This window comes from Gordonia sp. (in: high G+C Gram-positive bacteria) (genome assembly GCF_052106715.1).
Classification (GTDB): domain Bacteria; phylum Actinomycetota; class Actinomycetes; order Mycobacteriales; family Mycobacteriaceae; genus Gordonia.
Map to the genome: position 1 here is coordinate 1 of NZ_JBQEDL010000002.1, position 26,711 is coordinate 26,711.

At 66.0% G+C, this 26,711-nt stretch carries 28 protein-coding genes; 8 read left to right on the forward strand and 20 right to left on the reverse strand.

Going from position 1 to position 26,711, the window contains the following annotated elements; genetic code table 11:
* The first annotated feature begins 102 nt into the window (after positions 1–102).
* Positions 103–1,524, forward strand: a complete 1,422-nt coding sequence (locus tag ACTIMF_RS00920) for a DUF349 domain-containing protein (protein WP_442348391.1) — start codon at positions 103–105, stop codon at positions 1,522–1,524.
* Positions 1,525–1,562: 38 nt separating this feature from the next.
* On the opposite strand, the gene ACTIMF_RS00925 is transcribed toward ACTIMF_RS00920, so the two are convergent.
* Complete coding sequence (locus ACTIMF_RS00925) at positions 1,563–2,249, reverse strand: Rv2732c family membrane protein (protein WP_442348392.1); 687 nt, start codon at positions 2,247–2,249, stop codon at positions 1,563–1,565.
* Positions 2,246–3,760: a tRNA (N6-isopentenyl adenosine(37)-C2)-methylthiotransferase MiaB gene (miaB, locus tag ACTIMF_RS00930; protein WP_442348393.1), complete on the reverse strand. Its 1,515-nt coding sequence runs from the start codon at positions 3,758–3,760 to the stop codon at positions 2,246–2,248. Before miaB ends, ACTIMF_RS00925 begins: the two co-directional genes overlap by 4 nt.
* A 142-nt stretch (positions 3,761–3,902) precedes the next feature.
* Here miaB and ACTIMF_RS00935 point away from each other — a divergent pair, with 142 nt between their 5' ends.
* Genes ACTIMF_RS00935 through ACTIMF_RS00950 form a run of 4 tightly spaced genes read left to right on the forward strand, consistent with a single transcriptional unit; the run spans position 3,903 to position 7,159 of the window.
* A complete protein-coding gene (locus ACTIMF_RS00935) occupies positions 3,903–4,631 on the forward strand; it encodes an amino acid ABC transporter ATP-binding protein (RefSeq protein WP_442348613.1) in 729 nt (242 codons plus the stop codon).
* Position 4,632: 1 nt separating this feature from the next.
* Positions 4,633–5,616 (forward strand): glutamate ABC transporter substrate-binding protein, encoded by a 984-nt coding sequence (locus tag ACTIMF_RS00940; protein ID WP_442348394.1) that lies wholly within the window; start codon positions 4,633–4,635, stop codon positions 5,614–5,616.
* Positions 5,616–6,299 carry an amino acid ABC transporter permease gene (locus ACTIMF_RS00945; protein WP_442348395.1) on the forward strand — a complete coding sequence of 228 codons (684 nt, stop codon included), beginning with the start codon at positions 5,616–5,618 and terminating at the stop codon, positions 6,297–6,299. Before ACTIMF_RS00940 ends, ACTIMF_RS00945 begins: the two co-directional genes overlap by 1 nt.
* On the forward strand, positions 6,296–7,159 hold the full coding sequence (locus ACTIMF_RS00950) for an amino acid ABC transporter permease (protein WP_442348396.1): 864 nt from the start codon (positions 6,296–6,298) through the stop codon (positions 7,157–7,159). The genes ACTIMF_RS00945 and ACTIMF_RS00950 overlap by 4 nt, the downstream gene beginning before the upstream one ends.
* 9 nt (positions 7,160–7,168) lie before the next feature.
* Here ACTIMF_RS00950 and ACTIMF_RS00955 read toward each other — a convergent pair whose 3' ends face one another.
* The 7 genes from ACTIMF_RS00955 to pgsA all read right to left on the reverse strand — a co-directional run bounded on the left by ACTIMF_RS00955 (position 7,169) and on the right by pgsA (position 12,346).
* Positions 7,169–7,687, reverse strand: a complete 519-nt coding sequence (locus ACTIMF_RS00955) for a regulatory protein RecX (RefSeq protein ID WP_442348397.1) — start codon at positions 7,685–7,687, stop codon at positions 7,169–7,171.
* Positions 7,688–7,695: 8 nt separating this feature from the next.
* Entirely contained in the window at positions 7,696–8,742 is a 1,047-nt protein-coding gene (gene recA / locus ACTIMF_RS00960; RefSeq protein WP_442348614.1) for a recombinase RecA, read from the reverse strand.
* 309 nt (positions 8,743–9,051) lie between these two features.
* The gene (locus ACTIMF_RS00965) at positions 9,052–9,246 is read right to left on the reverse strand and encodes a DUF3046 domain-containing protein (RefSeq protein ID WP_442348398.1); all 195 of its coding nucleotides are present in this window, start codon (positions 9,244–9,246) and stop codon (positions 9,052–9,054) included.
* Positions 9,224–10,423 (reverse strand): glycosyltransferase, encoded by a 1,200-nt coding sequence (locus ACTIMF_RS00970; protein ID WP_442348615.1) that lies wholly within the window; start codon positions 10,421–10,423, stop codon positions 9,224–9,226. Before ACTIMF_RS00970 ends, ACTIMF_RS00965 begins: the two co-directional genes overlap by 23 nt.
* Entirely contained in the window at positions 10,420–11,223 is an 804-nt protein-coding gene (locus tag ACTIMF_RS00975) for a PspA/IM30 family protein (protein ID WP_442348399.1), read from the reverse strand. Before ACTIMF_RS00975 ends, ACTIMF_RS00970 begins: the two co-directional genes overlap by 4 nt.
* A 51-nt stretch (positions 11,224–11,274) precedes the next feature.
* Positions 11,275–11,589, reverse strand: a complete 315-nt coding sequence (locus ACTIMF_RS00980) for a helix-turn-helix domain-containing protein (RefSeq protein WP_442348400.1) — start codon at positions 11,587–11,589, stop codon at positions 11,275–11,277.
* A gap of 139 nt (positions 11,590–11,728) precedes the next feature.
* Positions 11,729–12,346 carry a CDP-diacylglycerol--glycerol-3-phosphate 3-phosphatidyltransferase gene (pgsA, locus tag ACTIMF_RS00985; RefSeq protein WP_442348401.1) on the reverse strand — a complete coding sequence of 206 codons (618 nt, stop codon included), beginning with the start codon at positions 12,344–12,346 and terminating at the stop codon, positions 11,729–11,731.
* A gap of 81 nt (positions 12,347–12,427) precedes the next feature.
* On the opposite strand from pgsA, the gene ACTIMF_RS00990 reads away from it, so the two are divergent.
* The gene (locus ACTIMF_RS00990; RefSeq protein ID WP_442348402.1) at positions 12,428–12,955 is read left to right on the forward strand and encodes an amino-acid N-acetyltransferase; all 528 of its coding nucleotides are present in this window, start codon (positions 12,428–12,430) and stop codon (positions 12,953–12,955) included.
* A gap of 31 nt (positions 12,956–12,986) precedes the next feature.
* Complete coding sequence (locus ACTIMF_RS00995; protein WP_442348403.1) at positions 12,987–13,265, forward strand: YciI family protein; 279 nt, start codon at positions 12,987–12,989, stop codon at positions 13,263–13,265.
* Positions 13,266–13,286: 21 nt separating this feature from the next.
* Here ACTIMF_RS00995 and ACTIMF_RS01000 read toward each other — a convergent pair whose 3' ends face one another.
* The 6 genes from ACTIMF_RS01000 to thyX form a co-directional block, all read right to left on the reverse strand.
* Positions 13,287–14,267: a TerC family protein gene (locus ACTIMF_RS01000; protein WP_442348404.1), complete on the reverse strand. Its 981-nt coding sequence runs from the start codon at positions 14,265–14,267 to the stop codon at positions 13,287–13,289.
* Between the two features lie 179 nt (positions 14,268–14,446).
* On the reverse strand, positions 14,447–17,296 hold the full coding sequence (locus tag ACTIMF_RS01005; protein ID WP_442348405.1) for a DNA translocase FtsK 4TM domain-containing protein: 2,850 nt from the start codon (positions 17,294–17,296) through the stop codon (positions 14,447–14,449).
* Positions 17,297–17,434: 138 nt separating this feature from the next.
* A complete protein-coding gene (locus ACTIMF_RS01010; protein ID WP_442348406.1) occupies positions 17,435–18,067 on the reverse strand; it encodes a TIGR03085 family metal-binding protein in 633 nt (210 codons plus the stop codon).
* Entirely contained in the window at positions 18,067–20,073 is a 2,007-nt protein-coding gene (locus tag ACTIMF_RS01015; RefSeq protein WP_442348407.1) for a ribonuclease J, read from the reverse strand. Before ACTIMF_RS01015 ends, ACTIMF_RS01010 begins: the two co-directional genes overlap by 1 nt.
* Positions 20,073–20,978, reverse strand: a complete 906-nt coding sequence (dapA, locus tag ACTIMF_RS01020) for a 4-hydroxy-tetrahydrodipicolinate synthase (protein ID WP_442348408.1) — start codon at positions 20,976–20,978, stop codon at positions 20,073–20,075. Before dapA ends, ACTIMF_RS01015 begins: the two co-directional genes overlap by 1 nt.
* A gap of 38 nt (positions 20,979–21,016) precedes the next feature.
* Complete coding sequence (gene thyX / locus ACTIMF_RS01025) at positions 21,017–21,769, reverse strand: FAD-dependent thymidylate synthase (protein WP_442348409.1); 753 nt, start codon at positions 21,767–21,769, stop codon at positions 21,017–21,019.
* A gap of 132 nt (positions 21,770–21,901) precedes the next feature.
* Between thyX and ACTIMF_RS01030 the strand changes: the two genes are divergently transcribed.
* A complete protein-coding gene (locus ACTIMF_RS01030; protein WP_442348410.1) occupies positions 21,902–22,741 on the forward strand; it encodes a tyrosine-protein phosphatase in 840 nt (279 codons plus the stop codon).
* 26 nt (positions 22,742–22,767) lie between these two features.
* On the opposite strand, the gene ACTIMF_RS01035 is transcribed toward ACTIMF_RS01030, so the two are convergent.
* The 5 genes from ACTIMF_RS01035 to ACTIMF_RS01055 all read right to left on the reverse strand — a co-directional run bounded on the left by ACTIMF_RS01035 (position 22,768) and on the right by ACTIMF_RS01055 (position 26,691).
* Positions 22,768–23,538, reverse strand: coding sequence for an HAD-IIB family hydrolase (locus ACTIMF_RS01035; RefSeq protein WP_442348411.1), 771 nt, complete (start codon positions 23,536–23,538; stop codon positions 22,768–22,770).
* Between the two features lie 86 nt (positions 23,539–23,624).
* Complete coding sequence (locus ACTIMF_RS01040) at positions 23,625–24,533, reverse strand: hydroxymethylglutaryl-CoA lyase (protein ID WP_442348412.1); 909 nt, start codon at positions 24,531–24,533, stop codon at positions 23,625–23,627.
* Positions 24,534–24,563: 30 nt separating this feature from the next.
* Positions 24,564–24,908 carry a hypothetical protein gene (locus ACTIMF_RS01045; protein WP_442348413.1) on the reverse strand — a complete coding sequence of 115 codons (345 nt, stop codon included), beginning with the start codon at positions 24,906–24,908 and terminating at the stop codon, positions 24,564–24,566.
* Positions 24,909–24,910: 2 nt separating this feature from the next.
* A complete protein-coding gene (locus ACTIMF_RS01050; RefSeq protein ID WP_442348414.1) occupies positions 24,911–25,435 on the reverse strand; it encodes a GNAT family N-acetyltransferase in 525 nt (174 codons plus the stop codon).
* A 41-nt stretch (positions 25,436–25,476) separates the two neighbouring features.
* The gene (locus tag ACTIMF_RS01055) at positions 25,477–26,691 is read right to left on the reverse strand and encodes a winged helix-turn-helix domain-containing protein (RefSeq protein WP_442348415.1); all 1,215 of its coding nucleotides are present in this window, start codon (positions 26,689–26,691) and stop codon (positions 25,477–25,479) included.
* Positions 26,692–26,711 lie beyond the last annotated feature (20 nt).

Sequence of the window (26,711 nt, forward strand, 5' to 3'; positions counted from 1 at the left end):
ATGCCGCAGCCTCACCCGTATCCAAGTCTGACCTGCTTGAATGAAGAACGAACGTGACCGGCAGCCGTGACGCGCGGCGAGAGACACAGAGGGACACCCGAGATGACCAACCCCCCGCACTCCACGGAGCCCGCTTCCAACCCTGCATCCGAGCCGGACCTTGCCGCGCAGCAGCGACCCAAGCCCGGCCCGAAGCCCGGTCCGCGACCTGGCCCCCGGCCCGGCGCACCCACTCCGTCTCGGCCGACTCCGTCTCCGACCGGCCCCGGTCCGATACCCGCTGTCCCCGTCCACCATGTGGAGTTGGGAGACCCGTCCGAGTACGGGCGCGTCGATGCCGACGGCACCGTCTGGTTGATCACCGCCGCAGGCGAACGCGAGATCGGGTCCTGGCAGGCAGGCACCCCGGACGAGGGGCTGGCGCATTTCGCGCGCAAGTTCGCCGACATGGCCACCGAAGTGGAGATTCTCGAAGAACGTCTTGCGGCGCGTTCCGGCGATCCGCGCAAGACGCAGGCTGCGGCAGCTCAGATGATCGACGCCCTGCCGACCGCACAGGTGATCGGGAATGTCGACGAACTGGCGTCGCGACTGTCCAAGATCGTCGACAGCGCAGACGACGTCGCCGAAGCCGTCCGGTCCGAACGTAGCGAACAGCGGGCCGCCGCCGTCGCCCGCAAGGAGGAGTTGGCGAGCGAAGCCGAGACAATCGGAGCCGAAGGCACCTCGTGGAAGGCCGGTGGCGATCGCCTGCGCGCGATTCTCGACGAATGGAAGACCATCAAGGGAGTCGACCGCAAGACCGACGACGCCCTCTGGAAGCGCTTCTCGAAAGCACGCGACGCGTTCAACCGGCGCCGGGGCGCCTATTTCGCCGAACTCGACCGCGAACGTGCCGGCGCCCGGGCCCGCAAAGAGGAGCTCATCGAGCAGGCCGAAGCTCTGTCAGGGTCGACCGACTGGGGCCCGACCGCGGGCAAGTTCCGGGATCTGCTGCAGGAGTGGAAGGCCGCAGGCCGTGCGCCGCGCGATACCGATGACGCCCTGTGGGCACGCTTCAAAGCCGCCCAGGACGTCTTCTTCCAAGCTCGCAACGCCGTCAACTCCGAGCGTGACGCCGAGTTCGCCGAGAACGCCGAGGCCAAGCTCGCGCTCCTCGCCGACGCCGAGAAGTCCATCGATCCGGCATCCGACCTCGACGCCGCGCGGCGCGAGTTCCGCACCTTCCGCGAGAAATGGGAAGCGATCGGGAAGGTACCCCGCGACCAGATGCACTCCCTCGAGGGCCGCGTACGCGCATTGGAGAAGGCGATCCGCGACGCCGAGGACTCGGAGTGGACGCGCACCGATCCGGAGGCTCAAGCGCGTGCGGCCCAGTTCGTCGAACGAGCCGACAAACTAGAGGAGCAGGCCGCGAAGGCCGCCGAAGCGGGCAAAGACAAGGACGCCGCGAAGCTCCGCGAACAGGCCGATCAGTGGCGCGATTGGGCGGGGACCGCCCAATCTGCGCTCAATGACAGGTAATCGGGCCATCGGACCGGTAACGTCGGAATCGGTAGCGGCTACTTCTCTTCTGGCGTCTCGTTGTCGTCGGGCACCCCGATGTCCTTCGACGTCTCCTGGTCGCCCTCCTGGCCCCGCACGACCTTCTGCAGCGAACGGCCACGTTGCTCGGCGGCCGCGGCCTTCTGCCGGCGCTCGTCTTCGAGTGCGAGGTGATAGCTGGTTCGCGCCCACACGACGCGCGCCCAATGGAACGTCAACACGATCATGGTGACCCAGCCGAGGATCAGGCCGATGCCTGCACTCGACGGCGTCGACATATCCAGCGAGTCCACACCGACGGTGTTCCGCGTCCACATCGCGAGAACGCCTGCGACTGAGGCGACTGCGCTGCCGCACAGGGAGATCCAGGCGATTACCCAGCGCCGAGTCACCAGCGCCAGCATGGAGAAGCCGATTCCGAAGACTACGAGAAGGTAGAGGAAGATCTTCGACGGCAACGCGATGTGTTCGGCGGCCGAGTCGCTCGACATCGTCAGGACGTCGAGACCGTTGGCGGCGCCTGCGTGCGGCAGGATCACCGATACGAGCGCGACGAGCACGCAGACGGCGACGACGACGGCGCGCGCGCCGGGATCGATCTCGCCCGCGACTTTGCGTTCGGCTTTGCGGAGGTCGTCTTCGAACGCACCGAACGCTTCGCGTTCGGCCGCCCGGTCGCCCGGCTTCGAACCCGGTGTGGTCATGAACATTCTCCTGTACCGCACGACGCGGCGGCTTCGACGGCCGGCGCGGCTCCAATCGTTGGCATGCCGAGTCCGACGCCGACGGGCGCCGTCGTCGGAGTGGTGCCGGCTTCGTGGGCGTCGCCCGCTCGAGTCCGGCGCACCGAACGGACCCCCGCGTCCGCGATGAGGTGATGCGGCGCTGCCTCGGTGATCGTGCTGCTGACGATGTCGCCCGCGCGCACGTCCGTGCGGTCGCCGACCGCGAAGTGCACGAGCCGTCCATCCCGCGCACGACCAGTCATCCGGCCGGTCTCGGCGTTCTTCCGGCCTTCGCCTGCCGCCACGAGCAGTTCGACGTCGGTACCGATGAGCCGTGTGTTCTCTTCGAGGCAGATCCGTTCCTGAACCGCGATGAGGCGCTGGTAGCGCTCGGTGACGATCTCCGGTGGGACCTGGTCGTCCATCGTCGCTGCCGGGGTTCCCGGGCGGGCCGAGTACTGGAAGGTGAACGCACTCGAGAAGCGTGCCTTCTCGACGACGTCCAACGTCGCTTGGAAATCCGCTTCGGTCTCCCCGGGGAAACCGACGATGATGTCGGTGGTGATCGCCGCGTGCGGCATCGCTTCGCGGACACGGTCGATGATGCCCAGGAACTTCTTCGTGCGGTAGCTCCGGCGCATCGCCTTGAGGATGCGGTCCGAACCGGACTGGAGCGGCATGTGCAGCTGCGGGCACACGTTCGGGGTCTGTGACATCGCCTCGATGACGTCGTCGGTGAACTCGGCCGGATGGGGCGAGGTGAAACGGACTCGTTCGAGCCCTTCGATCTCACCGCACGCCCGCAACAGTTCCGCGAAGGCTCCGCGGTCGCGTGGCGTATCCGGGTCGGCGAACGACATGCCATACGCATTGACGTTCTGCCCGAGCAGCGTCACCTCGAGGACGCCCTGATCGACGAGGGCCTGAACCTCGGCCAGGACGTCGCCGGGACGTCGATCGACCTCTTTGCCGCGCAACGACGGGACGATACAGAACGTGCAGGTGTTGTTGCAGCCGACCGACACCGAGACCCATCCGGAGTACGCGGAGTCGCGGCGGGCCGGAAGTGTCGACGGAAAGGTCTCCAACGAGTCGAGGATCTCGACCTGCGCTTCCTCGTTGTGGCGCGCGCGATCGAGCAGGGCAGGCAGAGACCCGATGTTGTGGGTGCCGAACACAACGTCCACCCAGGGCGCCTTGCGCAGGACCACGTCCTTGTCCTTCTGCGCCAGACATCCGCCGACCGCGATCTGCATCCCCGGCCGAGCGGACTTGACGGGCGCGAGATGCGACAGGTTGCCGTACAACTTGTTGTCGGCGTTCTCCCGGACCGCGCAGGTGTTGAACACCACCAGATCCGCGTCGTCCCCGTCCGGCGCCGAAACGTACCCGGCGTCCTCCAAGAGTCCGGAGATGCGTTCTGAGTCGTGGACGTTCATCTGACATCCGAACGTCCGAACCGAATACGACTTCGTCACTGCACCACTCACGAGTCACAGGTTACGCCGGACCAACAGCCGACTCTAATCGTGGCGATGGGGAGCCGAACACACCGGGATTGGCGTACCTGCTGTGGTGTCGCCCCTCCCACTACTACCGTAAGAGCCTATGAGCGACGCGAACGTCACACCGATGATCTCGATGACGAAGGTCCAGAAGCACTTCGGGGACCTCCATGTGCTGCGCGACATCGACATCGAGATCCCCAGGGGTCAAGTCGTCGTCGTCCTCGGGCCTTCGGGTTCAGGGAAGTCGACGCTCTGCCGAACCATCAATCGACTGGAGCCGATCGACAGCGGTGAGATCCGCATCAACGGTGAGCTCCTGCCCGACGAGGGCCGCGATCTGGCGCGCCTGCGATCGGATGTGGGCATGGTCTTCCAGTCGTTCAACTTGTTCGCCCACAAGACCATCGTGCAGAACGTCACGATCGGTCCGATCAAGGTTCGCAAGCAGAGCAAGACCGACGCCGAGAGCCACGCACTCGATCTACTCACGCGGGTCGGTGTCGAAGAGCAGAAAGACAAGTACCCAGCACAGTTGTCCGGCGGACAACAGCAGCGCGTCGCGATCGCCCGGTCACTGGCGATGGACCCGAAGGTCCTGCTCTTCGACGAGCCGACGTCGGCGCTCGACCCGGAGATGGTGTCCGAGGTGCTCGACGTCATGGTCTCGCTCGCCAAGGAGGGTATGACGATGGTCGTCGTCACCCACGAGATGGGCTTCGCACGTAAAGCCGCCGACCGTGTCCTGTTCATGGCCGACGGCGCAATCGTCGAAGACACCGATCCGGAGAGCTTCTTCACCGCCCCGAAGTCCGATCGCGCCCGCGACTTCCTGTCGAAGATCTTGGGGCACTGATATGCGGAGGACATCGATACTCGTCGCCGTCGTAGCGATGCTGGCGACCGCCCTCGCCGCCTGCGGCAGTTCCGATCCACGGAACCTCCTCGACTCGATCCGTGACGGCAAGGTCATCCTCGGCACCAAGTTCGACCAGCCGGGCATGGGGCTTCAGCAACCCGACGGATCGATCATCGGATTCGACGCCGACGTCTCGGAGTACGTGGTGAACCACATCGCCGACGAGATGGGCGTGGACCGTCCCGAGATCACCTGGCGGGAGACCCCGTCGGCCCAGCGCGAGACACTCATCAACAACGGTGAGGTCGACATGATCGCTGCGACCTACTCGATCAATGAGGACCGGTCGTCGAAGGTCGACTTCGCGGGACCGTATCTCGTCACCTACCAGGGCTTACTGGTGCGCAACGACGACGAGACACTGAACTCCCTGCAAGACCTCAACAACGGACGCAAGCTCTGCTCGGTCACCGGTTCGACGTCGGCACAGAACGTGAAGGCTCAGCTGCCCGGCGTCCAGTTGCAGGAGTACGACACGTACTCCTCGTGCGTGGAAGCCCTGCGCCGCGGCAAAGTCGACGCGCTCACCACCGACGAGACCATCCTGGCCGGCTACTCCAGCTGGTATCCGGACGAGTTCAAGCTGGTCCCGATGACCTATCTGAAGAGCGCATGCGTCGAAGACGCACTCAAGAAGGCAGGCGCGCCGTTCTCCACCGAGCGGTACGGAATCGGCATGGCCAAGGAGTACCCGGACGCCGTCCAATCGGTGAACCAGGCGATCTCCGCGATGCTCGTCCGCCCGGCAAGCGGCGGTCCGTCACCGTGGGAGGCGGCGTTGCGCGACAACCTCGGCGACAAGGACATCGACAGCTTCTTCGACCGCGCCAACGCTCCCGACTCCCAGTACCAGTTCGCCCCCGACGTCGGTGACCTCGACTTCCTCACCGCTCCGTCGACACCGTGTGAAGGAGTCTCCTGATGAGTGAACTCTGGGACTCGATGGGCCCTGCGCTGTGGCCCGCGTTCTGGGTGACGATCAAGCTCACGATCTATTCGGCCATCGGTGCGCTCATCTGGGGCACCGTGCTCGCCGCGATGAAGGTGTCCCCGGTTCCGGTGATGCGGGGTTTCGCGACCGTCTACGTCAACGTCGTCCGCAACACTCCGCTCACGTTGATCGTGCTGTTCTGCTCGATCGGCCTCTACCAGAACCTGGGCTTGACCTTGGCCGCGGAGAATGCGACCTTCATCGAGCACAACAACTTCCGGCTCGCCGTCCTGGCCTTCATCCTCTACACCGCGACCTTCGTCTGCGAGACGCTCCGCTCCGGCATCAATACCGTTCCGATCGGTCAGGCGGAGGCTGCACGGTCTATCGGCATGTCGTTCCCGCAGATCCTCGGCTTGGTCGTCCTTCCGCAGGCCATGCGCGCGGTGATCGCTCCGATGGGTTCAGTGCTGATCGCCCTCACCAAGAACACGACGATCGCGTCGATCATCGGCGTCGCCGAGGCGTCGTTGCTGATGAAGACCGAACTCGAGAGCCACGGCAGTCAGATCCTCGCGATCTTCGCCATCATCGCCGTCGGATTCATGATCATCACGCTCGCCGAGGGCGCACTCTTCGGCTGGGCGTCTAAGCGATGGGTGGTCCGACGATGACACAGTCGACAGTCCTTTACGATGCGCCCGGACCGAAGGCACGGCTGCGCAACCGCATCACGACGGTCATCTTTCTCGCGATCCTGATCGCCATCGTCGTCTATGTCGTCCTCATCTTGAACGACAACGGACAGCTCACCAGCGAGAAGTGGAGTCCGTTCGTCACCGAGGGCGGGACGTGGACCACCTGGATCCTCCCGGGGCTGTGGGGCACGCTGAAGGCCGCCGCGCTCTCTATCGTGTTCGCCTTGATCATCGGCGCCGTCCTCGGTGTCGGACGGCTCTCGGAGCACAGGTGGGTACGCGGCATCTCCGGCGCACTCGTCGAAGTCTTCCGCGCCATCCCGGTCCTCATCCTCATCTACTTCGCGTACTACTTCTTCGCCAAGTACGCGATCGTCCCGTCGTCGGAGTTGGCTTTCGCCGCCGTCGTCTTCGGGCTGACGTTCTACAACGGCTCGGTGATCGCGGAGATCCTCCGCGCGGGCATCGCCTCGCTGCCGAACGGACAGTCCGAGGCTGCGAAGTCGATCGGCATGCGCAAGTCACAGATGATGCGGATGATCCTGTTGCCGCAGGCCGTGACCGCGATGCTTCCCGCGCTCGTCTCACAGATGGTGATCGCCCTCAAAGACAGCGCTCTGGGGTACGCCATCGGCTACATCGAGGTGGTGCGCTCGGGTATCAAGACGGCGTCGTACTTCGGCAACTATCTGCCTGCGCTGATCGTCACCGCGATCATCATGATCATCGTCAACTACGCGCTGACATCGTTCGCACATCGACTCGAACGTCGAATCCGCACTGGTAAACGCAAGTCCGCGGCGACCCAGGCCGTCGAACTCGCCGACACGGAGTGACCGGTCCGCTCACGCCCGCCTCGCGGTGATCACGTCTTTCACCACGGACGTGATCATCTCCGGCGGGTACCCGCGTCGACCGAGCGCCCCGGCCAGCCGCCGGAAGGCTTTGGCCCGAATCGCGGGGTCCGCGAGCTCGTCGGCGTCGAACGTCAGCTTCTTGTCGGCGAGCGCGTAGGCGATCTCACGTTCGGCGTCGGGATCGATGGTCCCTAGCGCGTCGACGACTATGTCGTCGGCCACGCCCTTGGCCTTCAGCTCACGTCGCAGAGCATGGCGTCCGCGCGCCGAGTGAGCGTGCCGGGAACGTACCCATTCGTGAGCGAACTCGGTGTCGTCGATGAGCTGGTACTCGTCGAGCCGGGTCAAGGTCGACGTCACCTCGTCGTCGGTGAATCCGCGTGCGACGAGACGATCGTGCATCTCGTGACGACTGCGGGCCCGTGCGCCGAGGAGCCGCAATGCGGCGTCCCAGGCGGACGGGCCCGAGCCGATGGACCGAGATTCGCGAGGTTGGTCCTCCCCCATGATCGCTGTCAGAAGTCGACGGGCTCGGGTGCGACGGCCTCGGCGTCGACCTCCGGGCGGCGTCCGATGCCGAGCTTGTCTTTGATCTTGGTCTCGATCTCGTTCGCGATGTCCGGGTTCTCCATGAGGAAGGTCCGCGCCTTCTCCTTGCCCTGACCGAGCTGATCGCCTTCATAGGTGAACCACGATCCGGACTTGCGGATGAAGCCCTCGGCGACACCGAGATCGATCAGCGAGCCTTCACGGCTGATGCCGTGGCCGTACAGGATGTCGAACTCGGCCTGCTTGAACGGCGGAGCGACCTTATTCTTGACGACCTTGACGCGAGTTCGGTTGCCGACCGCGTCGGTGCCGTCCTTCAGGGTCTCGATGCGGCGGACGTCCAAACGGACCGACGAGTAGAACTTCAGCGCTTTACCGCCAGTGGTGGTCTCGGGCGAGCCAAACATCACGCCGATCTTCTCGCGCAACTGGTTGATGAAGACGGCTGTGGTATTCGAGTTGTTCAGCCCTGACGTCATCTTGCGCAGCGCCTGACTCATCAGACGGGCCTGAAGGCCGACGTGGCTGTCGCCCATCTCTCCTTCGATCTCCGCCTTGGGCACGAGCGCAGCGACCGAGTCGACGACGAGGATGTCCAGTGCGCCGGACCGAATCAGCATGTCGGCGATCTCCAGCGCCTGCTCACCGGTGTCCGGCTGCGATACGAGGAGCGCGTCGACGTCGACCCCGAGCTTGGCGGCGTAATCGGGGTCCAGTGCGTGTTCGGCATCGATGAAAGCCGCGATTCCGCCCTGGGCCTGCGCGTTGGCGACCGCGTGCAGCGCGACGGTCGTCTTACCGGAGGACTCCGGACCGTACACTTCGACGATCCGACCGCGCGGCAGACCGCCGATGCCGAGCGCGAGGTCCAGCGCGACCGAACCTGTCGGAATGACTTCCATCGGTGGCCGGGTGTCTTCGCCCAGTCGCATGACCGAGCCCTTGCCGAAGTTTTTGTCGATCTGCGCGAGCGCGAGGTCGAGCGCCTTCTGTCGATCGGTGACGGGTGCCATCGTGGTCTCCTCGTTCTGGTCGGACGTGTCCGTGGTCTGGCCGGGCGGAATGTCGGGGGTCGGGTCCGCTTCGGGTGATGATGAGATCACCGTAGATTCGACCTCTGACAATTTCGTCTCGCCGCTCCGATCGGCCGCCGTCGTGCTTGATGTGCCGGTGATGCTCTTCGGGGTCGTACTGCTCTTGGTGCTCATACTAGGTCGGACGCACCGGGCGGCTGTTCGGTTCCGTTTCAGTCTAACGAACAGATGTTCGATGGCAAGCGACACGCCCGCAGATCACGGTGCGGAACCGCGCGGGCTGGGGTTTCACCACCGTTCGGGAGGGACATCGAACTCTTTGCACAACGCCCGCCACACCTGGCGTGGATCGACCCCCTCGTCGATCGCCTGCGCTCCAGTCCGCCCTCCGAGTTCGGGGAGGACCAGATCGACGAGCAGAGCGTCGGCGCGGAGACGACCGAATTCGATGCCGATCAGTTCAGTGAATTCCGTCAGTCGCACGGAATGAGTCTCCCTTCTCGAGTATTCGGTGGGCGATGCGCACGGGGTCGACGGTCGCGACCCGCGTCGCGGCGACGCGTCGCGCGGCTACGGCGAACGAATCGTCGTCGAGCACGCGAGCCACCGCGTCGGCGACCGCATCGGCGTCGGCGGGCCGGACCAAGACACCGCAACCGCTGCGTTCGACGCGATTCGCCAGTTCCCACTGGTCGCCACCACCGGGCACCGTCACGACCGGAACGCCCGCCCCCAGTGCCTTGGCGAGCATGCCGTGCCCCGCACCGCAGACCACGACGGCTGCATGGCGCAACACCTCGTCTTGACGTGCAGTGCCTGCCACGAACGCGCTGGGCGTCTCTACGCCGCGCGGTGGGGGTGTCAGCGCCGAGTACACCACGCGCACGTCGCGGCTCCGCGACAGGGCCACGAGGCCGCCGATGGCCGCGGCGCCCATCTCGCCTTCGCCGGTCTGAGCAGTCGACGGTGCGACAACGACGAGCGGGCCGACGCCCGCGGGCGGCTCGAACCTGTCGTCGGTCGGTTCGTAGGCCAACGGTCCGATCAGGTGGGTACGGGCAGGCCAGTCGGGCCGGTGCACCTCCAGTCCGGGCAAGGTCGCCACGAAACGCGCAGCGGGCGCGGGCACGGCAGACAATGCGATGCCGCGCCGCGCCACGGCTGTGGCGCGCCGGCCGGCCGCAAGGGACCGTGCGGTCATCGCACGCAGAGCGATGTCGCGGAGGCGGCCGCGCGCACCGACACCGACCGCCATGCCCGCACCGATCGGCGGAAGCCCGCGCGAGGGTTCGTACAGCGGGTGAGGCGAGAGTTCGATCCACGGGACGCCGAGCAACTCGGCCGCCCAGCCGCCCGCTCTGGTGATCACGTCACTGACGACGAGTTCGACGCCTGCCGTCGCCAACTCCGGTTCGAGCGCGAGGGCCATCCGCGCGGCGCGGGCGCTGAGTTTGGCTCCCGCATCGCCGTCGTCCTCCCCCGGCAGGGCTGCGAGCCCAGGAAGCTCACGGACCGTCGCGCCGCAACGCTCACCTTCGCCAAGCCACCGGCTTCCGGTGTAGACGATCACTTCCTCGCCGGCGGCGGCGAACTGCGCCGCCAACCCTAGTGCCGGAAACGCGTGGCCTGCATCGGAGCCGGCCACGATGGCGATCGTCAGTGCTTCTCCGTGTCGATCGACGGTGCGGGCTGACCGGCGGCCGTCTGCCCGGCGGCAGGCTGCTGGCCTGCGCTCAACGAGCCACCCATGCTCGCACGGATCTGCTCGAGACGGGCGTGCCCGGCCATCTGGACGCCTGCGGCCTCGACTTCGGCCATCCGACCAGACACCGACCCCTTGGCGAGTTCGGCCGAACCGAGCGCGGTGGCGTAGCGACGTTCGATCTTGTCGCGCACCTGGTCGAGGTTCGGCGTGTTGCCGGGTGCGGTGAGCTCACTCATGTTGTTGAGGGAGGAGCTGACCTGCTCCTGCATCTTCGCCTGCTCGAGCTGGCTGAGCAGCTTGGACCGCTCCGACAGCTTCTGCTGCAGTTGCATCGCGTTGCGCTCAACCGCCTGCTTGGCGCTTGCTGCTGCCGTCAGCGACTGATCGTGCAGCACCTTGAGATCTTCGACATTCTGCTCGGCGGTGACCAGCTGCGCTGCGAAGGCTTCTGCTGCGTTGGTGTACTCGGTGGTCTTCGCCGCGTCGCCTGCGGCCGAAGCCTGGTCGGCGAGCGAGAGCGCCTGACGGGTGTTGCCCTGGAGTTTCTCGATCTCTTCGAGCTGACGGTTCAGCCGCATCTCGAGCTGGCGCTGGTTGCCGATGACCGCAGCGGCCTGCTGTGAGAGCGCCTGGTGCTGGCGCTGGGACTCCTCGATCGCCTGCTGGATCTGCACCTTGGGATCGGCGTGCTCGTCGATCTTCGCGTTACCCAGCGCCATCAAGTAGCGCCATGCCTTCACAAACGGGTTCGCCATAACCTTGTCCTCAACTTCTCGTGTTCGATGCTCGGGCGGGCGTGGCGCTGGTCACGCCGCAGCGAGGGCGGCCGCACCGTCGGCCTGCGATGCGATGACTTCGACGACGCCGTCAGACGGCGAGACCATCGACACCGGCGTCATCACGCCTGCGACGTCGCGCAGCACGTCGCCGATCTCGACCTCGAGGGCGACACAGATCGACGCGAGCAATTCGCTCGACGCCTCCTTCTGTCCCCGCTCGACTTCCGACAGGTAGCCGAGAGACACGCGCGCATCCGTCGACACCTCGCGCAGTGTTCGGCCCTGATCGGTTCGGACCCGCCGCAGCTGATCGCCGATCGCTTCGCGCAACAACAGTGTCACGTGTGTCCTTCCCGCAGTCGGGTCACTGTAGTCATTCGAGTAAACCCTAATTCCCAGTCGCCCTAGTTCCCAGTCGCCGTAGTTCCCAGTCGCCTTAGATCTCGATTGTCTACGATCTCATAAGCCTGTGACGACGACCCTAGCGGAATTTCGCATCGGTCGCCGCCGCATGGGCCGTGCGTCGCAGGCTCATGGCCTGCCAGATGTAGTCGAGTCCGGTTAGCACGGTCGCGATGACCGCCGCAATCATGAACACCCAGCCCACGACGTGCAATACCCCGTTCAACGGCAGTACGAACATGCCTATTCCGATGCACTGCAGCAGTGTCTTGAGCTTGCCGCCCCGGCTGGCCGGGATCACGCCGTGACGGATGACCCAGAACCGTAGGAGCGTCACGCCGATCTCCCGAACGAGGATCACGACGGTCACCCACCACGCCAAGTCGCCGAGGATCGACAGACCGAGGAGGGCGGCGCCGATGAGCGCTTTGTCGGCAATCGGGTCGGCCATCTTGCCGAAATCGGTGACCAGATTCCAGCCACGAGCGATTCGGCCGTCGATCTGATCGGTGATCGCTGCGACCGCGAAGACCACGAAAGCGATCACCCGCCACAGGTCCGACCGGCCGTCGTCGATGAACAACGCGACCACGAAAACCGGCACCAGGACGATGCGGAACATGGTCAGTGCGTTCGCGAGGTTGACCACCGGCGGAGCCGCATGACCGGCCGCTGCGCGGGGTTCGGGTTCACTCACGGTGGTAAGCCTATCGGCACGCTGTGTCGCGACCTGCGCGGGGACTGCAGCTGTCTGCGACTATTGTTGACTGCCATGTCCATGTCTTCGCCCACACCGCGTTCCGACGAACCGTCGACGATCGTGGTGCGACGAGCCAAGACCTCTGATGTGCCGCGGATCAAGGAGCTCATCGACATCTACGCGGGCAAGATCCTCCTCGCGAAGAACCTGGTCACACTGTACGAGTCGATTCCCGAGTTCTGGGTGGCCGAGATCGACGATCTCGTCGTCGGGTGCGGTGCCCTCCATGTCCTGTGGTCCGATCTCGGCGAGGTCCGCACCGTCGCCGTCGACACGGCCTATTCGGGCCGCGGCATCGGTCATCGGGTTGTCGGTCGCCTGATGGACGTGGCCCGCGACCTCGGACTCGAGCGTGTCTTCGTCCTCACCTTCGAGACAGGCTTCTTCTCGCGGCATGGTTTCGTCGAGATCGACGGAACGCCGGTCACCAAGCCGGTCTACGAGGAGATGACGCGCTCATACGACACGGGCGTCGCCGAGTTCCTCGACCTGAGCTTCGTAAAGCCGAACACGCTCGGCAACACGCGAATGCTCGCCCACCTCTGAATCCGGACTCACTCGCAGACAGGACCAGCCGATGCCCATGTTCTCCGTCGAATACACCTATGCCGAGGGCGCGGCCACAGTTCGCGACGAACACCGACCGGCCCACCGGGAGTTCCTCGGTGCACTGCACGAGTCCGGTGACCTGCTGTTCGTCGGACCGTTCACCGACGGTTCCGGGGCGGCCCTGATGGTGGTCGCGGGCGACGAGACAGCCGCGCGTGCTCTCCTCGCGCCTGACCCCTTCGCGGCGGCCGACGCGATCGAGACCGTTACCGTCCGCGAATGGAAACAGGTCTACGGACCGTTCTGACCGGTCCGTAGACCGACGTGCTCAGTTCTCCTGCCGTCTCTTCGAGGCCACCAGGCTCGCCACCGTGGTCACCACCAAGGTGCCGCCGATGACGCCCAGTGACAGTCCGGTCGAGATCTCCGGGACCGCGACCGGTTCGCCGCCGTTGACGAAGCCGAGGGTATTCTCGTGCAGCGCATGCAGTACGAGTTTCACCCCGATGAACGCCAGGATCAGCGAGAGCCCATACGAGAGGTAGATGAGGCGGTCGAGCATTCCGCCCAGGAGGAAGTACAGCTGTCGCAGACCCATCAGCGCGAAGGCGTTGGCGGTGAACACCAGGTAGGGCTGCTCGGTGAGCCCGTAGATCGCCGGGATCGAGTCGAGCGCGAACAGTACGTCGGTGAAGCCGATGACGATGAGCACCAGCAGCAGCGGAGTGATCATCGCACGCCCGTCGACCCGGGTGATCAGCTTGTCGCCGTCGTACGAGTCCGACGCCCGGAAGACCTTCTTGACGAGGCGCTCCATCCGTCCCTCGCGTTCCTGCTCGTGCACGACGGGTTCGTCACTCTCGCGCAGCAGCTTCACAGCGGTGACGAGGAGGAACAGCCCGAACAGGTAGAACACCCAGCTGTAGGCGTCGATGGCCGCCGCCCCGACGGCGATGAAGCCAGCGCGCATCACCAACGCCATCACAATGCCGAGCAGCAGCACCTTCTGCTGGTAGATCCGCGGTACCGCGAACTTGGCCATGATGACCACGAAGACGAACAGGTTGTCGACCGAGAGCGCCTTCTCGGTGACGTAGCCGGCGAAGTACTCGCCGCCGTAGGTCGAGCCCCACTGCCACCACACGAACCCGCCGAACAGCACGGCGATCGCGATGTAGACAGCCGACCAGAATCCCGATTCGCGGAGAGTCGGTTCGTGCGGGGTCTTGACATGGGCGAAGAAGTCGAAGACGAACAGCCCGAGGATCACCGCCCCGGTGATGATCCAGGCGGTCAACGAGACATTCATGAATTCCTCCAGCGTGCACTAGTACCTGTGCGATGCCAGAGGTCTCTCCCACCGCGGTGTGCTCCACCTGCGGCGACGCCCCGGGAGGTCGGCCTCGGATCCGATCGGCGGATCGTTGGCGTCGTCCGTACTGACGGAGTCGTCATCGAGTCGGGGATACTCCCCTCATTGATCGTCTGTCAGTTTACGGACGGTTCGTCATCGCCGCCACCGGTGATCGACGCGATCACGCCCGCAAGGTCCTCGGGCTTCACCAGGACGTCGCGCGCCTTTGACCCCTCGCTCGGTCCTACGACGCCGCGCGTCTCCATCAGGTCCATGAGGCGGCCGGCCTTGGCGAAACCGACGCGAAGCTTGCGCTGGAGCATGGACGTCGACCCGAACTGGCTGGACACGACGAGTTCAACGGCCTGCAGCAGATCGTCGAGATCGTTGCCGATGTCGGAGTCGATGTCCTTCTTATCGGCGGCCTTCGCCGCGGTGACGCCTTCGGTGTACTCGGGCTCGGACTGTTCCTTGGTGAAGTCGACGACGGCCGAGATCTCGTCGTCCGTGATGAACGCGCCCTGCATGCGGATCGGCTTGTTGGCGCCCATCGGCAGGAACAGGCCGTCACCCATGCCGATGAGCTTCTCGGCTCCGGGCTGGTCCAGGATCACTCGCGAGTCGGTGAGCGAACTCGTCGCAAAGGCGAGTCTCGACGGGACGTTGGTCTTGATGAGTCCGGTCACGACGTCGACCGACGGACGCTGCGTAGCGAGGACCAGGTGGATTCCGGCGGCACGTGCCTTCTGCGTGATGCGCACGATCGCGTCTTCGACGTCGCGGGGAGCCGTCATCATCAGGTCTGCCAACTCGTCCACGATCGCGACGATGTACGGATACGGCTTGTACTCGCGCTCGGAGCCGAGCGGAGTCGTGATCTCTCCGGAACGGACTTTCGAGTTGAAGTCGTTGATGTGCCGGACACGAGATGCCTTCATGTCCTGGTAGCGCTGCTCCATCTCCTCCACCAGCCAGGCAAGCGCCGCCGCAGCCTTCTTCGGCTCGGTGATGATCGGCGTGATCAGGTGCGGCACGCCTTCGTACGGCGTCAACTCGACCATCTTCGGGTCGATGAGGATCATCCGTACATCGTCGGGTTTGGCGCGCGACAGGATGGACACCAGCATCGAGTTGACGAAGCTCGACTTACCCGAACCCGTGGAGCCTGCGACGAGCAGGTGCGGCATCTTGGAGAGATTCGCGCCGACGAAGTCGCCTTCGATGTCCTTGCCGAGACCGATCATCAACGGATGCTGGTCGAGGCCGATCTTCGGGGATTCGAGGACGTCCGCGAGCCGGACCATCTCACGATCGGTGTTCGGCACCTCGATGCCCACTGCCGACTTTCCGGGGATCGGCGCGAGGAGACGCACGTTATCGGTGGCCACGGCGTACGAGATGTTGCGCTGAAGCTGCGTGATCTTCTCTACTTTGACCGCAGGGCCGAGCTCGACCTCGTACCGGGTGACCGTCGGACCGCGGGTGTATCCGGTGACGGCGGCGTCGATCTTGAACTGGTCGAGCACGGACTGGATCCGGTCGATCATGTCGTCGTTCGCGGCGCTGCCCATCTTGGGTGGGTCGCCCGCGATCAACAGCTCCGGCGGAGGCAGTTGGTAGTCGTCGTCGGCCCGCAGCATTGCGGCGGGCTCGGCAGGTGCATCGGCCGACGCTGCGGCGCGACGCGGCGCGCGACGCGGCGCCGGTACCGGTTCCGGCGCGAGTGGACCGATCGGCTCGGTGACCTCCATGTCCGGAACGATCGGCTCGGTCATCATGTCGGCCATGTGGGCGTCACGATCCTGGCCCGCGGTGCGTCGACCCGGCACCGCGGACGGTGAAGTCCGGGTGGCACGGTCGTGCGCAGCCGCACGGGCACCGCGAGACCGATCCGAGGCGGCCGAGCGGTCCGCGCTTCGGCGACGCTGCTGCGGTCGGCGGCGCTCGTCAGGCGGGTAGTTGTCGTACGGGTCGCCGTAATCGCCGTCGACGTCGAACGGCGGCTCGTCGACGGGCTGGGCCGCTCCTTCGTCGTCGTAGGAGTCGTCGTCCACGTCCTCATCGAAGTCGTCCTCGTCGCCGTACAGATCCTCGCCGTACAGATCCTCGTCGTAGAGGTCATCGTCGTACGGGTCGTAGTCGTAGTCGCGACCGAGGCCGAGGTAGTCCGCGGCCCCCGCGACGACCTCGCCGAGGGTGCGGCCGCTGAGTGCGAGCGCACCGAACGCGGCACACAGCAGGTAAACCGGCACGGACAGCCAGACGGTGACCGCGTCGGTGAGCGGGCCGCCCACCGCGTACCCGGCGAACCCACCGCCATGTGCCCGACCGTCGTAGTCGGTGGGTGCACCTTGGATGAGATGTGTCATGCCGAGCACAGCGATCGCGAGAAGCACAGCGCCGCCGATGTTGCGGACCCGACGGTCCGGGTTAGGGGCCAGTCGCATCAGGCCGAGCGCCCACGCGACGAACGCGACCGGTGCGATCACGGCCAGAGAGCCGACGGCCGCGCGCACCAGCGCGTCGATGAACGCACCGACCGGACCGAGCGCGTGGAACCAGACCCCAGCGGCGATGAGCACGCCGACCAGTACCAGCCCAAACGCTGCGCCGTCGCGGCGCGGTGACGGCTCGTCGTCTCGGTGCGCCCCGATACGCGCCAGGCTGCCGAGTCCGCGGGCGAGCATCGTCCATGCCGATGCGACACCGTGACCGGCCGTGGCGACCGCTGACGGGCGATGCATGTCCTGTGAACGATTCGCGCTCCGAGGCGCAGGTCTCCCCGACGATGCTCGTCGGCCGCCGCCCTGTGCCGGGCTCCGCCGCTTGGCCGGGGAGTTGGCAGGCGGGCGCTTGCCCGCCTGCCCGCTAGCTGCGGGCTTCCGGCTCGTGCTCGCCCGGTCGCCGGATCTGCGCGCGCCGGCGTCGCCGCCGCGTGAGGAACCGGCAGCCGCACGACGACGCGTGGTTGCTTCTGAAGCCATGGCCACTACCCTAGTGCCCATCAATCACAACAGTCACACTCGCAACACCCCTTCGGGTGCGGTCGTGTCGAATTCGTGACGTTCTGCGGGTGTCCGGGCAGTTGTGCGCGCCTATACTGGCGGCCGGATCCGAGGGCCTCAGACCGAGCGTTCGGCGCCTGCCAACGCTGCGACCGCGGCGGCCGGACCGGTGATCTTCACGTCGACCGGTGCACGACCGAAGGCCCAGAGAAGGAGTTCACCGGCGGTTCCGGTGACGGTGACCGCATCGCCGCGACCGACCGTCAGCAGTTCCCGACCGTCGACGGAGCCAAGGGTGACGCGAACGGGCGACGACCGCAGCGTTGCTCGGGCCACCACCGTCAGCGGACGTTCGAGTGCCTTCTGCAATTGCGGCGACAGCTTGCGCGGGAGGAACGGTCCGTCGCGGTCCGCTCCCCCACGCAACAGGTCCTCGTGGTGCACGAACATCTCCGCGAGATTGAGCACCGAGTCGAGCAGTCGGAACGGGGAGTACCACGGCGGCCCGTTCCCGACCAATTCGAGCAGGCGGGACCACTGCATGCCCCGGTACTCCCGCTCAACCGACCTCGTGTGTCCGGCCAGCAGCGGCACGAACATGCCGATCATCGCGTCAGGGCGCCGCTCCCGGAGTATCAGGTGCACGGCGAGGTCACGAGCGGTCCAGCCTTCACACATCGTCGAAACGTCCGGGCCCGACGATCGCATGGACTCCACGAGCGCCGCCCGCTCGTCCCTCGCCAGAGACATCAGTCGTCCTCGCCCACAGCGATGACGTTCGGCACGATCATCGGGCGCCGACGGTACTTGCCGGCCACCCAGCGACCGACGGCGCGGCGGATGCCCTGAGCGATCCGGTGAGTCTCGGTGACGCCCTCGTTCGCGAGTTCGGTGAGGACCTTGTCGACGACCACGGCGGCCTCGGACAACGCCGAGGGGTCGTCGGAGAACCCGCGGCCGCTGACCGTCGGCTCGCTGACCGCGCGACCGGTCGCAGTGTCGACAGCGACGGTGATCGCGATGAACCCGCCCTCGCCGAGCACCAGTCGGTCCGACAGCGTCGACTCGCCGACGTCGCCGACGGACAGTCCGTCCACGTACACGTGACCGACAGGCACCCGACCGGTGATCTGGGCCCGGCCGTCGACGAGGTCGACGACCACACCGTCCTCGGCGAGGACGATTCGATCCGACGGAACGCCGGTCGCCTCGGCCAGCGCAGCGTTCGCGCGCAGGTGTCGCCACTCGCCGTGCACGGGCATCGCGTTGGACGGACGCACCGCGTTGTACAGATAGAGCAGTTCGCCCGCCGATGCGTGGCCGGAGACGTGCACCTTGGCACTGGCCTGGGTGACGACCGTCGCCCCACGCTTGGCCAATCCGTTCACGACCGCGAACACCGAGTTCTCGTTACCCGGGATCAACGACGACGCGAGCACGACGAGGTCGTTGGCACGAACGTTGATCTGGCGGTGCTCGCCGCGTGCCATCCGCGACAGGGCCGACAACGGTTCACCCTGCGATCCGGTGGAGATCAGGACGAGGCGATGGTCGGGCAGAGTCGCCGCGGTATCCATGTCGACGACGACGCCCTCAGGCACCGACAGGTAGCCGAGATCCTGTGCGATCTCCATGTTGCGGACCATCGAACGACCGACGAAGGTGACTCGTCGTCCGTGCCGATGTGCGACGTCGACGATCTGTTGGATGCGGTGTACGTGGCTCGCGAACGACGCGACGATGACGCGCTGACGCGCCTTGCCGATGACGGTGTCCAAGACACCACCGATGTCTCGCTCGGGCGTGACGAATCCTGGCACCTCGGCGTTCGTCGAGTCGACGAGGAACAGGTCGACCCCCTCGTCCCCCAGACGCGAGAAGCCCGCCAGGTCGGTGAGTCGATTATCGAGCGGCAACTGGTCGAGCTTGATGTCGCCGGTGTGCAGCACCGTACCCGCGCCGGTGCGGATCGCGACGGCGACCGCATCCGGAATGGAGTGGTTGACGGCGAAGAACTCGCAGTCGAATCCGCCGTACGACAGTCGATCCCCTTCGACCACCTGAACCAGCGTGGGACGCAGTCGGTGCTCACGGCACTTCGCAGCGACCAGGGCAAGGGTGAACCGTGAGCCGACGACGGGGATGTCGGCGCGCAGCTTCAGCAGGAACGGGACCGCACCGATGTGGTCCTCGTGACCGTGTGTGAGGACGACTGCTTCGACGTCCTCCATCCGATCCTCGATGTAACCGAAGTCCGGCAGGATCAGGTCGACGCCGGGCTGCTGGTCCTCGGGGAAGAGAACGCCGCAGTCGACGATGAGCAGCTTGCCCTCGTACTCGAAGACCGTCATGTTGCGACCGATCTCGCCGATGCCGCCGAGCGCGACCACACGCAGTCCGCTCTTCGGAAGCGCGGGCGGGCGGCCCAGCCGATCGATGATGTCTCCCGTCACTCCGATTCCGGTGGCCTCTGCGACTGCGGACTTGCCCGCCTTCTTCTTCGGAGCGTTCTTGTTCCGGTTCGTGTTCCTGCTCCCACTCTTGGATGCGTTCTTATTCGCGTTCTTGTGCCCACCGTTCCCGTCACCAGGCGCACCGGCTTCGTTCGTGGCTGCGCCGGCGTTCTCGGCTGGTTTGGTCTCAACGCGCTCGGGTTCGGTGGGTTTCCCCGCGGCCGGGTTCTTCTCGACGGCTTGGTTCTCTGCGGGCGGGCCTGCCGGACGGCCTGCGCGACGACGACGCTGCGATGCGGACATCAGGCGATCACCTCCGCTGCGCGCAGATCGGCGATGAGCGCTTCGATCTGCGGTCCGTCCGCTGGGACCTGTGGAAGCCTCGGATCTCCGACGTCGATCCCGGCGATGCGAAGTCCCGCCTTGACCATGCTGACCCCACCGAGTCGGCCCATGGCGTCGACGAGCGGAGCCATCGACTCAGAGAGACGACGTGCTTGTGCGAGATCACCCGCCGCGACGGCGTCCCGCAGATCGCGCAAACGCCCGGGGACGAGATGTCCGATGACGCTGACGAAGCCCGACGCACCGACCGAGAGCCACGGCAGGTTGAGTGCGTCTTCGCCGGACAGGAACTCGAGATCGGTGGCAGCCATGATCTTCGACGCCGCGTGCAGGTCGCCCTTGGCGTCCTTGACGGCGCGAACCGTCGGCAGTTCAGCCAGGCGCACGATGGTCTCGGTCGCGATCGGGACGACGGCGCGGCCGGGGATGTCGTACAGCATCACCGGCAGGTCGGTCGCCTCGGCGACTGCCTTGAAATGCGCATACACGCCTGCCTGCGGCGGCTTGCTGTAGTACGGCGTGACGATCAGCAGACCGTGTGCGCCGAGTTCTGCGGAGTCGTGGGCGCGTCGGACGGTCTCGGCGGTGTCATAGCTACCCGCGCCCTGAACGATACGAGCGCGGTCGCCGACGGCGTCGAGCACCACGGTGAGGAGTTCGTTTTTCTCCGGAACCGTCGTGGTGGGCGATTCGCCCGTGGTCCCGGAAACGACGAGACCGTCGCACCCGCCCGTGACGAGGTGGTCGGCGAGCTCGGCGGCCTTGTCGTAGTCGACCTTTCCCTCCGCGGTGAAGGGGGTCACCATTGCCACCGATACAGTTCCGAACGGGTGTTCCACGCGCCCAGCGTCAGCCGAATCCATGCCGCTCAGGCTACCGGTTCCGCGGCGTCGGTCCGGTGTCAGCCCTCAAAAACGAATGGCGATGTCGCGACGTGCGATCCGTCGGCAAGTTCGCCGATCTCGAAGTCTCCGAACGCGGTCGGTGCGATTTCGACCAGCCGTCGGAGGCATTCGACGGCCAGCTGCCGGATCTCGACGTCCGCGTGCTCGGTGGCACGCATCCCGATGAAGTGTCGCCACGCCCGATAATTGCCGGTGACGACGATCCGAGTCTCCGTCGCATTCGGCAGGACGGAGCGGGCGGCTTGACGTGCCTGCTTACGCCGCAGAATCGCATTCGGCACGTCTTCGAACTTGGTCTCCAGTTCCGCGAGCAGCTCGGTATAGGCCTCGCGAGAGGAGTCGGTCGCCTTGACGAACAGTTCCTCCAGGCGGGCGTCGCCGCGGATCGCGGGCGGCGCAACGACATTGGAGTCGTGTTCGGGAACGAACCGCTGGGACAGCTGTGAATACGAGAAGTGACGATGCCGGATCAGTTCGTGAGTGCACGACCGGGAGATCCCGGTGATGTAGAAGGTGACGGTTGCATGCTCGAACAGCGAGGTGTGCCCCACCTCGAGGACGTGGCGCAGATATCCCGCGTTGGTGGCGGTACGCGGATTCGGCTTGTCCCAACTCTCATAACAGGCGCGGCCCGCGAACTCGATGAGCGCCTCACTCCCGTCGGCGTCAGTGCTCCAATCGATGTCGGTCGGCGGGCTGAACTGGGTCGCCGCCACGAGTTGCACTTTCAACGGCACCAGCTCGGACACCCGGACTCCTCTCGCAGAATGTGGTCCCCTGATTCTCCCCTGGCGTGTCCGCCACGATTCGGTCGGGTCCGACTGCCACGTCTAACGCGTCTCGGCGAGCGCCCAGCCCGGTCACGGAGCATCATGGTCGTCATGAATTCCCATACCGCCGGTATCCGTTCCGCCCACAGCCGTCCCACCCGCACTCGTCTGGCGATGATCGCGCTATCCGGTGCGCTTCTCGTGTCTCCGGCCGCGGTGCCAGCCGTGGCGCACGCCGCACCGAGTGCCACTGCGACGGCGTCGACCTCGCCGACCGCGCCCGATCGCGAAATCGGCCTGACCGGGACGCAGAACACTCGCACGCTCGCCGGCTACGTCGGGGCCGACGGCCGCACTGTCAACGATCGAGTGCTGCGCAGCGACAGCCTGGCGAAGCTCAGTGCCGCTGACGTGACGAAGCTGGACGAGCGCGGGGTGAAGACCGTCGTCGACCTACGGACGGACCTCGAGAAGCGAGTCCAGCCCGACAAGCCACTCGCGGGTGTCAAGACCGTCGACGCCGATGTACTGGGCAAGGTCTCACCGGTCGCACTCGTCGATCTCGATCAGGCGTACCGCGCGTTCGTCACCGACGCGAACGCCCGCGCGCAGATCCGTGCGGCGGTCGTCGCGATCGAAGACACCGCCGCCGACGGCGGGACGACACTGTTCCACTGCTCGGCGGGCAAGGATCGCACCGGGTGGACCGCCGCCGTACTGTTGACGATCCTCGGTGTCGGCCGGTCGACGATCGACGCCGACTACCTCGCGTCGAACCACTTCCGCCACGCCGACTCGCAGGACCCGCTGAACGGGGTCAACATCGGTTGGCTCAGCACATCGTTCGCGGCGGCGGAGAAGAAGTACGGCTCGATGGACGGATACATCACTGACGGTCTGAAGCTCACCGACCGCGACATCACGTCGCTGCGGGCGAGCCTGCTGGACTGATACGGATTACCGCACGCTCGGCCCGGTCAGTCGCGAACGACCGCGCCGAGCGAGCGGTAGGTGTCCTCCCAGCCGTGCACGTGCACCGAGTCGATGCCGAGTTCCGCGACCGGGCGGTCGTTGCCGCCCTCGTCGAGGCGGTCACCGAAGAACAGGATGTCCGCGGTGTCGAGGTCGAGGATGTCCATGAGCCGTCGGGCGCCGAACGCCTTGTCGATCCCTTTCGCGGTGATATCGACCGACGTCGATCCCCCGCTGCGAACTTCCAGTTCCGGCAGACGCTCGGCGGCATAGGCGCGCAGCGCCTCCTTCTTCCGTCCGTCGGGATCCCACGCGGCCTTGGCATCGACCGGAGCGGACTGCCCCAACGCCGAGAACGTCACCTGGCTGCCGCGGTCCTCGAGGATCGGTCCCCACGTCTGCGATTCCCACAGCCCGAGCGTGCGGGCACCCTCCTCGACGACGCGTAACGCCTCGTCCTTCTGTCGAGGCGACAGGTCCTCGGCGTACACGGTCTCCCACTCGCTTCCCGACCAGCGGATGTAGCGAGTTCCGTTGGTGGGCATCAGGTGCAGGTTGCCCTTGTGCGGAAAGTCGCCGAGCCGATCGAGGACCTGGGTCTGGAACTGTCCGTACTGACCGCCGGAGATGATGCACGCCATCGAGGTGGCCAGCAACTCGCGGAACAGGCCGACCATCTCATCGCTCATCGAGGTCTTCGACGGGGCCAGAGTGTCGTCGAGGTCGAACATGACGAGTTTGTAGGACTTACCGTCGCGGGTCACTCCATGAGACATGCCGCGAAGCATACTGGTGGAGACCGGCGGTCAACCCACTGCGGTCAACCCACTGCGGTCAACCCACTGCGGTCAACCCACTGCGGTCAGCCGATGACCCAGTCGAACGCCTTCGCCTCCGACCGCGCGCCCTGCGCCGCCTTCGACCGGGACGCCTCACCGAGTTCCTCGAGCAGCGTCTCTCCTGCGCGCACCAGATCGGCGAGCACCCGCGGAGTGAGATAGTAAGGCCGCGTCGCGAACAGCAGGTCTTCGGACGCGGTGTTCCCGCTCGCACCGGGCGCGAACGGACAGCCGCCGAGGCCGGCCAGCGCACCGTCGACGACCCGGGCGCCGCCGTCGATCGCGGCGAGCGCGTTCGCCACGCCCATCCCCCAGGTGTCGTGACCGTGGAAGACGAGTCGGCGGTCGCGTGCGGGCGCGGTCGAGAACAAGTCCCGAACCTGACCGGGATGCGCCTGGCCTAGTGTGTCGGCGAGGACGACGTCGTCGGCACCCGCCGTCCGGGGATCGGCGACGATCCCGCGGACCCGATCAGGATCGACGGCGCCGTCGAACGGGCAGGTGAAGCTGGTCGCGATGCACAACTGGATGCGCCCGCCCGCCTCCTGCACGATGTCGACGGCTGCCGGCATCGCAGCCACCGAGTCCTCCGTGAGACGACCGATATTCGCCTTATTGTGTGCGTCCGACGCGGAGAAGCAGTACTGGACGTTCTTCACTCCCGCCGCGACGGCCTTCTCGACGTGACGGGGAGTCGCAACCCAGACCCAACAGCGGTCCAGTTCAGCGGGTGTGAGAGCAGCGACGATGTCGAGTGTTCCCGCCATCGGCGGGACGAGATCCGGGCGGGCCATCGACCCGATCTCCAGTTCCGGTATGCCCGCGCCGAGAAGTGTGCGAGCGAGGTCGACGCGGGTTGCTACGTCGAGGGTCTTGCCTGTCAGCTGCAAGCCGTCGCGGAGGGTGACGTCTCGAAGGAGGGCTGTGGTCATGGCGCGAGTGTATCGAGCGAGTTCTCCGTGTCACACGTCGTCGAGGGTGACGACGACCGAAGTCCCCTTCTGGCCGACCTTCGCGACCCCGGTCCCGCTACGCTCGACACCGTCGATTCTGATCGTGATCGGAGTCGGACCTGGTTGAAAGTTTCGCCACCACGTCTTCTGGGACGCTGCCGCCACACCGACGAGGATCGTTCCGTCTGCCTGCCGCCGAAACGCCACGGGCAGGGTGAACCGCTTACCGCTCTTGCGGCCGGTGTAACTGATCTCCGTCATCGACTTGCCGAGCAGCGGGCCGATGAGCGGCGCTGACAGCAACGGTGTGACGGCGGTGTTGACTACTCGGGCGACCCGCGCGAATGTGCTCATACTTAGACACTAGAGCGCGTGTGCAGAACACGCACCATGCACGCCCTGGGCCATCGATCCAGTCCCAGCGACCTCTCGTGCGCACGTTTGGACCTCAGACCGGGCGTCTCGTCTGATTCGGCGAGGTACTCGAACCCGAGCCGCTCGTAGTACGGACCGTTCCACCCGACGTCAACGTAGGTCGTCAGTGTGAGGGTCGGCGCGTGTCTTGCTCTGCCCCACTCCGCGGCGCGTTCGATCAGTACGGCGCCCACACGTCGCCCGGCGTACTCGGGGTCGACGGACACCTGCTCGACGTGTGCTGAGCCGTCGACCATCTCAGCGATGAGGTATCCGATCGGCTGGTCGTCGGAATCGACTGCCACCCAACAGCGTCCGTCGTCGACGTACTCCGCCAGGGCCTGAATGGGCAGCGGCTCGTCTGCGGCGACCAGGTCCATGTCCAGATCCGCGAACAACCGTCCTGCCGCTACCTCGATCCGCTGCGTCGCAGGTACGTCGTCGCGTCGCGCGTCGCGAATCCTCACCTCGATCACCCTAGTCGCAGCGCTGACGACTGCGCTCGGTCTCAGCACACCGCCGACAACGCCCCTGACAGTTCGCCGCGCGGGTGGATCAGGACCTCGTCGAGTCCCCGCCACATCGCCGTCGTCCGCAGATCTGCGGCCAGCGACTCGGCGACCACGCCCCGGTCGACGCCGGGTTCGATGTGAGCCGACAGGACGTGCAGGACGCCGCTCGCGCGATCTGCCTTCAGATCGACTCGTGCTGCGATCTGCTCATCCATCAGGTACGGCAGCACGTAGTAGCCGTGGATCCGTTTGTGTTCTGGTACGTAGATCTCGATGCGATAGTGAAACTCGAACAGTCGCTGGGTGCGTGGCCGGAAGAAGACCAGCGGATCGAACGGCGACAGCAGCGTCGATCGGCGCACCGACCGCGGGATCCGCGTGTCCTGGTGCAGGTACGCCCGTTCGGTCCAGCCGTCGACCGACACCTCGCGTACGACGTCGGCATCGAGCAGGTCCGGAAGCACCGCCTTCACATCGGCGGTCTTCAACCGGTAGTAATCGGCCAGGTCGGCGACGGTCCCGACGCCGTGCGCCGCGGCCGCGCGAGCGACGAGTTCGCGGTGGGCGTCGACCCGCGGCACCGTGACGTTCACCTGTTCGCCGACGATTCGTTCGGCGAGGTCGTAGTGGCGGACGAAGTTGGCGTTACGCGTGGCCGAGAGGTCGCCAGAGGCGAAGAGCGCCTCGCACACGTGCTTCACTTCACCACGCGTCCACCACGAGCCCTTCTCCCCCGGCGCGCGTTCGATCCCGAGCACCTCCTCGACGTCCCGCGGAGTCGACGCACCACGCCCGACGATCACGTCGCGAACATCGGCGGCGAGGGATCTGTTGCGTGCCAGCACCTCTCGTGTGTACCGGTACCGGCCGCCGCGGTAATCGTCCATCCGCCATCCGAAGAGCGGCCAGTCGCCGACGGGAATCAGCGCGGCCTCGTGAGCCCAGTACTCAGCGAGTAGGCGCGGCGCTCTGGCGGTGTCACGCCAGGCTGCCGCATCGAGCAAGGCGTCGTCGTACGCGCCGAGTCGGCTGAAGGCAGGTAGGTAGTGCGCTCGGGCCAGGATGTTGACCGAATCCATCTGAAGCAGCCTCGTGCGCGCGAGAACCCGGCGGAAGTGTCGGCGAGTGGGCGCTCCGCCGGGAGCAGGGTCCGCGAAACCCTGTGCGGCCAAGGCGATTCTGCGGGCCTGCCCGATCGACAGGTCTGCCATCAGGGCGTCCCGCCTGCTAT